Here is a 13100-nt window from a genome sequence, read left to right as displayed (position 1 = left end):
ACCAATGTTTTAATTACTTGTTTTTCTTAGGTTCTACTAATTTCATCTCCTCAATTAGATGTTTTGCATCCGCAAACTTATCTATAATGAATAAAATGTATCTAGCATCTACCATAATGTTACGACAAATAGATGGATCATAGTAAATATCACTCATCGTTCCTTCCCAAACACGGTCAAAGTTTAACCCTATTAGATTACCCTCTGCATCGATAGCTGGACTTCCAGAGTTTCCTCCAGTTGTATGGTTAGTAGCGATGAAGTTCACAGGTAATTTACCATTATCTGCATACTGTCCGTAGTCTTTCTTATTATATAGATCTACTAATTTTGCAGGTACGTCGAATTCATAGTCACCAGGTACATATTTCTCCATAATACCTTCTAAATGAGTTACAGGTTCGTAGTACGTAGCGTCTTTAGGGAAGTACCCATCTACTTTACCATAAGTAACACGTAGTGTACTATTAGCATCAGGGAATATTCTAGCATCAGGATATAAGTCTAACTGAGCTTTCATAAACGTACGTTGTAAAGCTGCTATTTCTCTTTCTAATTCTTCGTATTTAGGTAATACATTTTGAATATAGTTTTCGATTAGTGCTTTAGCAAAAGCGTATCCTTTATCGTTATTGATATTTTTTACTACTTGATCAGCATTACCTTTTAATAATTCTTGTAATCCTGCATAAGTAGTTAATTTACTATTCGCATAGATATCTTTAGTGATAGCTGAGATGTTAGCTCCATTTAATTCTTTAGGTAAGAATTGTTTAGGTGCATCTTTTGCATACATTTCTACGATAGCCTCGAATACTTTCTCGTCAACTGCTTTGCTGTAGTTTTTGTAGAACTTGTCTTGCCCTTTGATTAAGTTCTCACGTCTGCTGTTGAATGCTTGTTCGTTAGACGCATAAGTCTCTAAAGCATATACTCTCCAAGCCGCAGCTAGAAGTTCAGCATTGCGTTGTACTACTTCAGCGAAGTAATCTTTACTAATAGCATAAGGTTTTATATCTCCATAAAGTTTCTCAAACTTAGCAGGGATATCAGCATAAGCTTTAGTGTTTTTATTTTTCTTAGCTCTTGCGATGAAGTCTTTTTCGAAGTCTTGTTTCGCTTGTACAGCGTTAGTCTTTTTTAGACCTTGGCTTTCTCCGATCCATTTTTTCCAATAGTTAGCTGTGCTAGCATATTTAGAAGCATATTGAATCTTGATTGCTGGGTTTGCACGCATAAACTCATCAGTGATCTTAAGTGCTTTATCACGGATACCGATTCTTACAGGGTTTAGATCGTTTACGATTTGTTCTACTGCATAAGATGGTAAGTACTCCTGTGTTCTACCTGGGTAACCAAATACCATAGTGAAGTCACCTTCTTCTACACCACTAAGAGAGATAGGGAAGAAGTGCTTAGGACGGTAAGGTACATTATCTTTTGAGTATGCAGCTGGTTTATTGTCTTTGTCAGCATATATTCTGAATAGTGCGAAGTCACCTGTGTGACGTGGCCATACCCAGTTATCTGTATCAGAACCAAATTTACCAATAGATGATGGTGGTGCACCTACTAGACGTACATCTTTAAAAGTCTCTGTTACGAATAAGATATATTGATTTCCTTCATAAAAAGATTTAATCTTATTGTCTTGCCATTTTTCTTTAGGGAATTTAGCTACAGTTGTAGTAATGTTCTTTTGGATCTTAGCTTGTTTTTCTATTTCAGAATCTTTAGCTACGATACCAGCCATTACTTCTTTAGTAACATCCTCTATGCGAACGATGAAAGTAACTTCTAAGTTTTCGTTAGGTAGCTCTTGAGCCATAGATTTAGCCCAGAACCCGTTAGCTAAGTAATCATTCTCTACAGAAGAGTGTGCTTGGATCTGTCCATATCCACAGTGGTGATTAGTTAGTAAAAGACCTTGAGAAGAAATAACTTCAGAAGTACACCCACCATTGAAGTGAGGTACTGCATCTTTCATACTAGACTGGTTCACATCGTAGATATCTTCGATAGACATCTTCATTCCAAGGCTTTTCATTTCTGTTTCATTCATTCCCTTTAGCAGAGAAGGAATCCACATCCCACCTTGTTGTGCATAGATAGGTAAAGCTACCAATACTACAAGTGCCTTAAATAGATTTTTAATCTTTTTATTCATAAAAGTGTTAGTTAGAATTGAATTCGCTGGCAAGATACAATATTACATGGGAACGCTAAAATCGAAATATGTTAATACGTGATAGTACTGTTGGAGTATAATGATTCGTAGTTTTAGTTTTATAAGAAAGTAATCTGTCTGTACCGATTCCGTTTATTCAGCCTAGATAGCGGACTTACTACGCACTCATAACAGACTCACTATGGACTCATTCCTATTGAAACTCATTATAAGCACCTATGTGATAGAATGTAAGTAAGGAGTGGAGTTACCTTATCTTATAGATAGAGAGGTGTGTTTAGAGGGATAGGTAAGATAACTATACTACTATGTATATATAAGGAGTAGAATGTGTAGTGATGTATCTAAGTGTTGCTGGAATTATGTCTATATAGCACCATTTTGGCATGAGGCTGTACCCTGTCCTGTGTTAGGTGTTATCTTTTCAAAAAAGTAGTTTCTAATGCGAAAAAAAGGTGTGCGAGAACGCAAAAAAGAGAATTAGTGTATTGAAAAAATCATAATTAGTGATTGTGGTGTTGCAGTAATCAATATTTTGTCTTATATTGGTACATCGGGATTAAAATCCGATCAAGTAGACTTTTTATATAAAAGTTCACGACTAGTATAATTATTAATTCATATAAAAAAGGTAAGTAACCACTTTGATTACTTACCTTTTTACTTTTAGTGTATATGCTTCATTATTTTTTCTGTAGCATTCTTATTTTTAAGGATAAAATGATTGCTTGTTTTACCTAATTCGATTCTTTTAGCATCATTATATAATAATTCATCAAAGATTTGGTCTAATTCTGATTGTGAATTTACTACTATACAGCTACCTAATGTTATCAAATCCTTAGCTTCTTGGAACTTTTTATAATTTGGACCTATAATAACAGGCACTCCATAGGTAGCGGCCTCTAGGATATTATGTATACCTGCCCCAAAACCTCCTCCTATATAGGCAATATCTGCATAACTATAAGCTTTAGTCAATATAGAGTAGGCATCTATAATATAGACAGTGTACTGGCTAAGATCTTTCTCTTGATGTTGGCTATGCAGTACAGTTGGTTTCTTTAAGCTTTGAACGAGATTATTTATCTGATCCTTTTTGATATTATGTGGCGCAAAGATAAACTTGATAGAACTATCTTGTGTATTGTTGATATAATTGGTTAGAATCTTTTCATCTTCTGGCCATGAACTACCAATGACGATAGTCTTCGCCATTTTATTTAAGGTAAAGGCTTCTAGAAATGCCAATTCATTGTGCTGTTCTAATATCTGAGATACTCTATCGAATCTCGTATCACCTACTATCTCTACATTGTTATACTGCAATTGATTTAGAAGTGTCTTAGATACTTCATTCTGAACAAAGAAGTATGTAAATGCCTTTAATGCTGTTCTGTAGAATCCTCCATACCATTTAAAGAACACTTGATCTGGTCTTAGTATCCCTGACACTAAATAGGTAGGGATGTTCTGTTGGCGCAATTGGTTTAAATAATTAGGCCAATATTCATATTTCACAAAGAATACTTGTTCTGGGTGGCACAAGGCTAAGAACTTTTTAGCATTCGCTAGTGTGTCCATAGGTAAGTATAATGTGGCGTCAGCGATAGTATTGTTTTTCTTCACTTCATATCCAGAAGGAGAGAAGAAGGTAAGTACTATCTTATGCGTAGGGTACTTCTGTTTTAGCTGCTCCATGACAGGAAGCCCTTGTTCGTATTCGCCTAACGAAGCTACATGTATCCAAAACACTTTATCAGTAGGAAGTATATTGTCTTTTAAGATTCGAAAAGATTGTTTTCTCCCTGCAACGAATAAGCCTAACTTTTTGTTGAATAGAGCGATAATACGGATGAAGAATATAGAAATATAGGTCAGTATATTATATAGGAAAAACATAGGTAAATCTTTATTGAGCGAAATTACGTTTCTTTTGATAAAGTTTGAGCTTTGGCACAAAGAATTTATTATTTTTGTAGTGATAACTAATATCGAAATTAAGTGCTATTTATATAGGTAACTTGTTGGTAATTATATGAATAGTTCAAAAGATATAAAAGACAATTAGAATGAAAAAAATTCAAATGGTTGACTTGAAAGGTCAATATGAAGGAATTAAAGAAGAAGTGAATCAATCGATTCAAGAAATATTAGAATCTTCTGCTTTTATCAACGGACCACAAGTACACGCATTTCAGGCAAACTTAGAGCAATATTTAGGAGTTAAACACGTGATACCATGTGCTAACGGAACTGATGCTCTTCAGATCGCTATGATGGGATTAGGTTTAAAACCAGGTGATGAAGTAATCACAGCTGACTTTACTTTTGCAGCTACTGTAGAGGTAATCGCTTTATTACAATTAACTCCTGTATTAGTAGATGTATGTCCTGATACATTCAATATTTCTATAGAAGCAATCGAGAAAGCTATTACTCCTAAAACTAAAGCTATCGTACCAGTACACTTATTCGGACAGTCTGCTGATATGGATGCTATCATGAAGTTAGCTGAGAAACATAACTTATATGTGATCGAAGATAACGCACAAGGTATCGGAGCAGATTATACTTATCCTGATGGAAAAGTGGTAAAAACAGGTGCTATCGGACATATAGCTGCTACTTCATTCTTCCCATCTAAAAACTTAGGATGTTATGGTGATGGTGGAGCTATCTTCACTAACGATGATGCATTAGCACATACGTTAAGAGGAATAGTGAATCACGGTATGTATGAGCGTTATCACCACGATGTAGTAGGAGTAAACTCTCGTCTAGATAGTATCCAAGCTGCTGTGTTAAATGCTAAGTTACCTAATCTAGATGCTTATAACGTAGCTAGACGTACTGCTGCTCAGATGTACTCTGCTGCTTTAGCTAATCATCCTAATATCGTTACTCCTGTAGTAGTAGGAGATGAGAATAGCCACGTGTTCCACCAGTATACATTGCGTATCGTGAATGCTGATAGAAATGCATTATTAGCACACTTACAAGGCAAAGGTATCCCATGTGCTATCTATTACCCAATACCATTACACAATCAGAAAGCATATTTAGATCCTCGTTATAATGAGGCTGATTTCCCAGTGACTAATCAGTTGGTAAAAGAAGTTCTTTCTCTACCTATGCACACTGAGTTAGACGAAGAGCAAATCAAGTTTATAACAGATGAGATTAAGGCATTCTTAGGATAGTCTTATAGTACTATAAAACGAAAGCAGACCCGATAGGGTCTGCTTTTTTTATGTATAGATGTTATTCTTTTGTCGTAGATATTAGCGTGAACGAAACAAGTGCACATGCTACTAATGAGAGTGCTACGATGCTCATAGAGCCATTATTCAAGCTGTTTAGTAAAATAGATGTCATAAAGGTAAAGGCTAGTTGAGAAGCTCCGAAAAGAGCTGACGCTATACCTGACTCTGCTTTATAGGGTGCTAATGCTAGAGTAGTCGTAGTAGGGAATAGTAGCCCTAATGGCATCACAAAGAAGAAAAGAGGTACTAACTGTATATATATGCTCAAATCTAACTCTATGAATAACCATAGTAGGGAAGCAGCTATAAACTGTGTACTCGCTCCTAGCTTAATAATATTTTTAGGAGACAGCCTTTTTCTCAAAATAGAAGAGGTTAAGAACGACCCTAACATTAGACCACATGAGTTAGCCATGAATACAAAGCTAAAGTGTGTACTCGATAGTCCCCCTACTTCCATTACTAGCACAGGAGAGTTAGAGATGTAGATCATTAGACAGCTATAGGCTATACTTCCGATAATAGTATATCTTATAAACAGTTTGTTTTTAAAGAGCTTAAAATAATTCGTTAGTATTCCTCCTACATTTAGAGTAGGTATTCTATTAGTATAGTCTTCTTTTAGACAGAATACAGTCATACCGATACTCAGTGTAGCAAACAAGGCCATAGTAGTAAATACGTGAGTCCAATCTAGATACTTTAAGACTATATTACCTAATATAGGAGCGATGATGGGAGCTATTCCTCCAATCACGGCTAGTATACTAAATATCTTAAGTGTCTGATCTTTATCAAACCTTTTATTGACAATGGCTCTTGCGATAACTACTCCACCGCTACTACCGAAGGCCTGTAAAAAACGATATAGCCACATGACCTCAATGTTCTTTACAAATACTACGGCTAGAGATGAAAGTATAAAAATAGACAGACATAGTATAATTGGTTTTTTACTACCATACTTATCTGATACAGGTCCCCAAAAGAGTTGCCCTATTGCTAATCCTCCTAAGAATGTAGAGAGTGATATCTGTACTCTATTGATCTCAGTATTTAGATCGTGTGCTATTTTGGGGAATGCAGGAAGGTACATATCTATAGCTAATGGGCCTAATGCAGTAAGGCTCACTAGAGTGAAGATAAGTATCCATTCTTGTGCTGAAAGTTTGTCCACTATATAGGTTTTAAAAAAAAATCCTTGGAAGCGTACAACCAAGGACTTTTGTTATGATATAATTGTTGTATGTTTTACCAATTTGTTATGCAGAGTGAGTTTCTGCCTCTTTATTGATTTTTTTGATTAGTCCAACTAATACTTTACCTGGTCCAACTTCTGTAAATAAAGAAGCTCCATCTGCAATCATTTGTTCTACAGACTGAGTCCATTTTACAGGAGCAGTTAGCTGTAGGATAAGGTTCTTCTTAATCTCTTCAGGATTGCTTACTGCACTAGCAGTTACGTTTTGATACACTGGACAGATAGGAGTATTAAAAGTAGTTGCTTCGATAGCAGCAGCTAGTTCTTCTCTAGCAGGTTCCATCATAGGAGAATGGAATGCTCCACCTACAGGAAGTAATAATGCTCTCTTCGCTCCAGCTTCTTTTAGTGCTTCACAAGCTTTTTCTACAGCTGTAGTTTCACCAGAGATTACTAATTGTCCAGGGCAGTTATAGTTAGCAGCTACTACTACACCATCTATACCAGCACATACTTGCTCTACGATGCTATCTTCTAAACCTAGTACAGCAGCCATAGTAGAAGGCGTGATTTCACATGCTTTTTGCATAGCCATCGCTCTTTGAGAAACTAGTTTAAGTGCATCTTCAAAAGCTAAAGTACCATTAGCTACTAATGCTGAAAATTCTCCTAGTGAGTGCCCAGCTACCATTTCAGGTGTAAAGTTTTCTAATGTTTTAGCTAATACAACTGAGTGTAAGAATACTGCTGGTTGAGTTACTTTAGTTTCTTTTAGTTCTTCAGCTGTACCTTCGAACATGATATCTGTAATTCTAAATCCAAGGATTTCATTTGCTTTTTCGAACATCTCTTTAGCTATAGGTGAGTTTTCGTATAAGTCTTTCCCCATTCCTGTGAATTGAGCTCCTTGACCTGGAAATACGTATGCTTTCATAAGTTTAGTTTTAAATTTTGTAAGGCAAAAATAAGGTATTTTTATTAGTAAACCATATAGACATAAAAAAAGCCATCTGATATACAGATGGCTTCGTTATGATATGTTTTTGTATTATTGGATAACACCTACACGATTATCTTTAATCTTAGCATTGTCTTTTAATACTTTCAGTACTTGCATTTGTGCCATACCTCTAACGCTGTTTTCTATTTTAGCTTTATAGCTAGCATAACCAGCAGGTAATTCAGGAGCTTTAGCTACATTTTTAGTTTGTACCATATATACACCTTGCAAACCGTCGATTAATTTAGAATCCTTGTTTACTGCTGTAGCGAAAGCTGTTCCTACCACTAATGGTTCATTACCAATATTAGTAATAAGTGGAGCTCCTGTACTTACATCAGTTACTGATGCGATAGATGCTTTAGAACTGTTAGATACTTCTTGAATAGTATTTCCAGTCATTTTCTTTCTAATGACAACTGCTTTTTTCTCGTTCATTAAGATTGGTTCAATGATTGATTTCACTTCTTCTACTGGTGCAAGACCTGTATCATTTTTAGAAGTTACTTTCACGATGATATGTCCATCAGCATTGTCAAATCTCTTAATAGCACTTTCTTTAGTCTCTTTATTGAAAGCCCAAGAGATAATACTTCTTTGGTTACCTACTCCTGGTAAGAACTCTTCGAATGGACGAATAGTTACCTCTTTTTGAGCGTTGAAACCTAGTCCTTCAGCTGTAGCGATAAAGTCTTTAGCTGTAGGAGCATCTTGTTCTAGTTGAGTAGCTTTAGTGAATAAGTCATCAGCAGTTACGTCTGATACTTCTATTTTACGAGCTACAGTTGCTAATTTAGCACCTTCTTTTTTATCATTTACTTGGATGATGTGGTATCCAAAGTCAGTTTCTACTAAACCGATAGTTCCAGCAGCATTGTTAAAGATAAAGTTGTCAAAAGGTTTAACCATTTGTCCTCTTGGGATATCTTCGTATTTACCACCGTTGTTTTTAGAACCTGGGTCTTCTGTTTGCATCATTGCTTCCATAGCGAATGAAGAAGGGTTAGCTTTTACTTTAGCTAAAATTTCTTCTGCTTTTGCTTTAGCCTCTTCTTTAGTTCTTGTTGCACCAGGTGCTGCAGAACCTGCAAAACCGATTAAGATATGAGAAGCATCAACTCTCTGACCTGCTTTTTTATCAATCATTCTAGAGATACAGTAGTAATCTCCCATAATATATGGACCGAAAGTTTGACCAGGTTGTAAGTTGAACAATTCTTCTTGGTATTCTAAAGGAAGATCTTTCTTCGCGTAGTATAAACTGTCAAATTTGATATCTGAATTTGTATTTACAAACGTTTCAATATCTTTTACAGTTTTAAAACCAGGGATAGTATCATTCTTTTTAGTTGTAGCATTGTATTGTACAGTAGGTTTTAAATAACCTTCTATTACTTCTTTTACAGCTTCTTTATCAGCAGCAGATGGCTGACTAGGAAGGAAAGCATATTGTAATACACGAGTAGGCTCAGATTTAAATCTGTTAGCATGTTTTTTCATGTAGTCTAATATTTCTGTATTAGAAACAGCAGCCTCTTCATTATTCACAGTAGAATAAGGAACAGTAACATAGTCAAAAGATACTTTGTCATTCTCGTTAGAGTATGCAGCTTTAGCATCAAGATTAGTAGTATAAATACCTCCTTGAACTAATGAGAAATACATTTGCTCTAAACCAACTTTCTCTAATTCTTTTTCATAAGCTAACCACTGGTTCCATTGTTCCTGTCCAGCGTTCTTCATCATAGCAACAAATTGGTTGAATTTGTTGATGTCGAATTGTCCTACTTCATTTTGGAATTCTGGATTGTTAGCGAATGTAGGGTTGTTTTTAACAACGTTTACTAATTGGTCTTTACCAAGTCTTAAACCTAACTTTTCAAATTCGTTAGTAAGTAAAATATTATTTACCTCGCTGTTCCACACCATTACTCCTGCTTGAGTATTACTCATCTGACCTTGTTTCTCAGCCTGAGCTACTTTATGTAGGAATTCTTGAGTATTAATTTCTTCACCATCTACGCTACCAATGTTTCTAGATAGTCCACCTCCCGTGCTTCTTACTACGTCGCCAATAACGAATGCTAATAAAGCAATACCAATTACGGCAATTAACAGAGCGGATTTTTGTCTAATTTTTGATAAAACTGCCATGCTTTTTTGTTATGTGTAATTTTTTTCAGTGAGCGAAAATACAATTATCTATTTAATAATAAAAGGGGTAGTGCTATTATTTTAGTGCTTTCGTTAAGTTTTTATTTAGATTTCAGAATAATTAATTTGTTTTTTTATAATAATTGTTGAAATAGAGTAGATAAGAGAGGATTATTAGTGTAGGCCTAGTAAAAAAAAAGAAAGGCGAGATTATTAATATCTCACCTTTTCTAGTATATTATTTTTTATTATATCCGTCCATCTTTTTTAAGAATTTTCTTCGGAAGAAGAACATGAATATTGCTACTGCCGCTATTAAGAAATTCAACCAAGATCCTGTGTCACCAGCTACTATTTTAGATACACCATCGTATATAAATAATACTGCGATAAATAAGTAGAGGAAAGGTATTATGCGTAATGCTTTCATTTTATTCGTTGTTTTTTACGCTTTCGGCGTAACTGTTAGTTGCTTTTACTTTGCTCATTTTACTGTCAAAGTCTATTCCTATTCCTCTAGTGAAGTTTTCGCTATCAGTAGAGGCTCTGTATTTGCCTTCTGTAAAGAACCATTCGTTTTTTTGATCGTAGTAAAGTTGATCAGAAACAAGCTTCTTACCATCATGTGTTGTTATTACCACATTTCCTTGTAGGTCTATTAGGTCTGTCTTAGTATAACGGATAGCGTAATCGGCTATTACAGTATTTTTATTTTTATCCTTGTCATATATCGTTAAGTGAATTCCATCAGGAAATTCGGTAAAGGGATATTTGACATTGCTGTAATCTAGCATTTTTGGACTTACTAAAATAGCTTTGACTCTTCCTGAATCTATGTATTGACCGCGCATATTCTCTACTTCACTGGCTGGAAAGAAACTTACTTTGTTGAAGTTTTGTATTTCCTTAAAGTTACTTTCACAAGAAAAGAGACTTATCGCGATTGAAAAGAAGAATAATGTACCTAATAATTTAGAAAGTAATTTCATTTGTTAGCTTGCTACAAATTAATCAAAACGACGTTTTTGGAACCAAAGGTCATTTAATGAGAATCCTACATAAACACTGAAATAGTTTTCCTTAACTAATCCGTTGTTTTTAGTTCCTCTACTACCATATTCAAAACCAATATTAAGGTTAGTGAATTTACGGCGTTCTCCAATAGGTAGTCCTACACCAAGATTAACAGCCATATCGTTGATAGCCTTGTCATGTAAGATAAGTCCAGTATTTTCGTATCTGAAACCAGCTCTATATACGACGCGATCTAGGTAACTGCTAAATGAGTTGTATTTAGGAATATAGAATCCCCCAAGAGAGAAACGGTTAGAGTTTTCAAAGTTAGAGATACTCGTTTTATTCCAAGAGTCAGTTAACTTACTTGTTTGTGTAAATGTATATTGACCTCCTATGAACCATTTAAATTCTTTACCAAAACCTAGACCCATGGAAAGAGCTTGAGGATTAGTAATGTTTTTAGAATCATCAATAACTGTTTTTTGATCAGCTATTTGACTTCCTTTAAGAACTTGTAGTTTCGTAAGGTTATCATTTGTCCATTTAGTTTCAGGACTATAAGTCACGTTAGCTTGCCAGTCGTAACCTTTAAACTTACCTGTATATTGTGCTGAGAAATTAAAAGAGAATCCCTTGTAGTCTAATCTTCTTAATTCTCTGGTAATATTCTGAAGAGATGTTCCATCTCCGATATCTGTGATGTTTTCGTATAAATCATTGTTAGTATGACCAAAGTGGTATCCAGCATCAAATCCAACAGCAAAGTTCTTGTTGATTTCATATCCAGCACCTAAAAATACTCTGTTTACTCCACCATCACCTTCATATCTAGAGTTTATCTTTTGTCCTTGCGGATTGGTTCTTTCACCATTGATTTTATAACCAACATTAGAGTAAGGTAATAAACCGAAAACAACACCGAATTTCTTAGCGATAGGTAATCCTACAGCAACGTAGTCTATTGTCTGTCTATTTGCATTTTCTGAACCAGCATCAGTCTTAAAATTATAAGAAGTACCTGTCGCACCTAGTGAGAATGTAGTAAGCTTAAGCTTGCCAAATGAAGCAGGGTTTTTTAAATTTATATGAATACTATCTGCGTAAACATTTGTTCCCCCCATAGCTTTGTATTCATTCGTACCATTGTAATTAACATTACCTACGCCATAATAAGAGTAAGGAGACGCATTGCCTTGTTGAGCTAGAGCAGCTGTACCGCATAGTAAACTCAGGCTAAAGAAGATTTTTTTTATCATTTTCAATTGTGTATTGATATAAATTGTTCAGACTCTCTAGTAGAAAGTTTGAATTAGCAAATATGACATTTTTTAATCTTTTGACCAAAAAAAGTGTATCTCCACCAGTCAAAATTATTTTTAAATCAGGATATAAGGATTTATACTGATTTATGATGCCTTCTATTTCGAGTGTTATACCATTAATTACACCAGAATGAATAGATTGATCAGTTTGGTTTCCGATTAGATAATCTATAGTAACTGGCTCTAATAATGGAAGCTTTGCGGTATAATGATTTAAAGCTTTATAGCGCATACTTAAACCTGGAGAAATAGCTCCACCTAGATATTCATCTTTGTTATTTATAAATTCGTATGTGATACAAGTACCTGTATCAATAACTAAACGATTAGAATTTGGATATAGTATAGTAGCTCCTGCGGCAAGTACCATTCTATCTATACCTAGAGTAGTAGGAGTTGCATATTTATTTATAAAAGGGAAGGGGCTCTTATGACTAATTTCTATTACTTCTGTATTTTCTATTAACCATTTATAAGCTGTAGATTCTAATTTTCCTACAGAAGAGAGTATAACTTTAGGCTTAGGCTGATCTTTTTTTAAAATATTTTTTATTTTTTCTTCTAGTAAATTTATTTCAAAAATTTGAGTTTCTAAAATCGTATCTTTTTCAAAGATAGCTAATTTGGTTCTTGTGTTACCTATATCAATTGCTAGAATCATAGTGTGTTTCTTGTGTGAGACAAAGGTAGTAAATGATTTTTTTTCTAAAAAGTTTTGGAAGAACGAAAATCTGTTCTATATTTGCAACCGCTTAACAGAACAAGATTGTTCAATACTAAAAGCCAATTGGTGCCTTAGCTCAGTTGGTAGAGCAATGGACTGAAAATCCATGTGTCCCTGGTTCGATTCCTGGAGGCACCACTAATTTAGCTTTTAGTTGTTATAGTTTAAAAAAAGGTGCCTTAGCTCAGTTGGTAGAGCAATGGACTGAAAATCCATGTGTCCCTGGTT

At 34.8% G+C, this 13100-nt stretch carries 10 protein-coding genes and 1 tRNA gene; 2 read left to right on the top strand and 9 right to left on the bottom strand.

Features of this window, described 5'->3' with window-relative positions; genetic code table 11:
- Positions 1-13 precede the first annotated feature (13 nt).
- Positions 14-2167, bottom strand: coding sequence for a S46 family peptidase (locus AABL85_RS15545; RefSeq protein ID WP_341310741.1), 2154 nt, complete (start codon positions 2165-2167; stop codon positions 14-16).
- Between the two features lie 687 nt (positions 2168-2854).
- Positions 2855-4090, bottom strand: coding sequence for a 3-deoxy-D-manno-octulosonic acid transferase (locus AABL85_RS15540; protein ID WP_425355302.1), 1236 nt, complete (start codon positions 4088-4090; stop codon positions 2855-2857).
- Positions 4091-4260: 170 nt separating this feature from the next.
- Between AABL85_RS15540 and AABL85_RS15535 the strand changes: the two genes are divergently transcribed.
- A complete protein-coding gene (locus AABL85_RS15535; RefSeq protein ID WP_341310739.1) occupies positions 4261-5391 on the top strand; it encodes a DegT/DnrJ/EryC1/StrS family aminotransferase in 1131 nt (376 codons plus the stop codon).
- Between the two features lie 61 nt (positions 5392-5452).
- Here AABL85_RS15535 and AABL85_RS15530 read toward each other — a convergent pair whose 3' ends face one another.
- From AABL85_RS15530 to AABL85_RS15500, 7 genes are all read right to left on the bottom strand, one after another.
- A complete protein-coding gene (locus tag AABL85_RS15530; protein WP_341310738.1) occupies positions 5453-6631 on the bottom strand; it encodes a multidrug effflux MFS transporter in 1179 nt (392 codons plus the stop codon).
- An 85-nt stretch (positions 6632-6716) separates the two neighbouring features.
- Positions 6717-7589, bottom strand: coding sequence for an ACP S-malonyltransferase (gene fabD, locus AABL85_RS15525; protein ID WP_006257278.1), 873 nt, complete (start codon positions 7587-7589; stop codon positions 6717-6719).
- Between the two features lie 114 nt (positions 7590-7703).
- The gene (locus tag AABL85_RS15520; RefSeq protein WP_341310737.1) at positions 7704-9809 is read right to left on the bottom strand and encodes a peptidylprolyl isomerase; all 2106 of its coding nucleotides are present in this window, start codon (positions 9807-9809) and stop codon (positions 7704-7706) included.
- A 238-nt stretch (positions 9810-10047) separates the two neighbouring features.
- A complete protein-coding gene (locus AABL85_RS15515) occupies positions 10048-10239 on the bottom strand; it encodes a hypothetical protein (RefSeq protein ID WP_286413555.1) in 192 nt (63 codons plus the stop codon).
- Position 10240: 1 nt separating this feature from the next.
- Positions 10241-10798, bottom strand: coding sequence for an LPS export ABC transporter periplasmic protein LptC (gene lptC / locus AABL85_RS15510; protein WP_286413556.1), 558 nt, complete (start codon positions 10796-10798; stop codon positions 10241-10243).
- An 18-nt stretch (positions 10799-10816) separates the two neighbouring features.
- On the bottom strand, positions 10817-12082 hold the full coding sequence (locus AABL85_RS15505) for a hypothetical protein (RefSeq protein ID WP_286436710.1): 1266 nt from the start codon (positions 12080-12082) through the stop codon (positions 10817-10819).
- Positions 12060-12809: a type III pantothenate kinase gene (locus tag AABL85_RS15500; RefSeq protein ID WP_286436709.1), complete on the bottom strand. Its 750-nt coding sequence runs from the start codon at positions 12807-12809 to the stop codon at positions 12060-12062. The genes AABL85_RS15505 and AABL85_RS15500 overlap by 23 nt, the downstream gene beginning before the upstream one ends.
- 128 nt (positions 12810-12937) lie before the next feature.
- Between AABL85_RS15500 and AABL85_RS15495 the strand changes: the two genes are divergently transcribed.
- Positions 12938-13010, top strand: a tRNA-Phe gene (locus AABL85_RS15495).
- Positions 13011-13100: the final 90 nt, after the last annotated feature.

The organism is Myroides odoratimimus (assembly GCF_038039805.1).
In the GTDB taxonomy this organism is placed as follows: Bacteria; Bacteroidota; Bacteroidia; order Flavobacteriales; family Flavobacteriaceae; genus Flavobacterium; species Flavobacterium odoratimimum_B.
Note: the sequence above shows the minus strand (reverse complement) of the source record. Positions and strands in the feature narration are given on the sequence as shown.

Excerpts from the sequence above, each read along its gene's own strand:
- AABL85_RS15545 (WP_341310741.1), bottom strand. The coding sequence starts at position 2,167 with ATGAATAAAAAGATTAAAAATCTATTTAAGGCACTTGTAGTATTGGTA.
- AABL85_RS15515 (WP_286413555.1), bottom strand. The coding sequence starts at position 10,239 with ATGAAAGCATTACGCATAATACCTTTCCTCTACTTATTTATCGCAGTA.
- AABL85_RS15535 (WP_341310739.1), top strand. The coding sequence starts at position 4,261 with ATGAAAAAAATTCAAATGGTTGACTTGAAAGGTCAATATGAAGGAATT.
- AABL85_RS15500 (WP_286436709.1), bottom strand. The coding sequence starts at position 12,809 with ATGATTCTAGCAATTGATATAGGTAACACAAGAACCAAATTAGCTATC.
- AABL85_RS15520 (WP_341310737.1), bottom strand. The coding sequence starts at position 9,809 with ATGGCAGTTTTATCAAAAATTAGACAAAAATCCGCTCTGTTAATTGCC.
- lptC (WP_286413556.1), bottom strand. The coding sequence starts at position 10,798 with ATGAAATTACTTTCTAAATTATTAGGTACATTATTCTTCTTTTCAATC.
- fabD (WP_006257278.1), bottom strand. The coding sequence starts at position 7,589 with ATGAAAGCATACGTATTTCCAGGTCAAGGAGCTCAATTCACAGGAATG.
- AABL85_RS15505 (WP_286436710.1), bottom strand. The coding sequence starts at position 12,082 with ATGATAAAAAAAATCTTCTTTAGCCTGAGTTTACTATGCGGTACAGCT.
- AABL85_RS15540 (WP_425355302.1), bottom strand. The coding sequence starts at position 4,090 with ATGTTTTTCCTATATAATATACTGACCTATATTTCTATATTCTTCATC.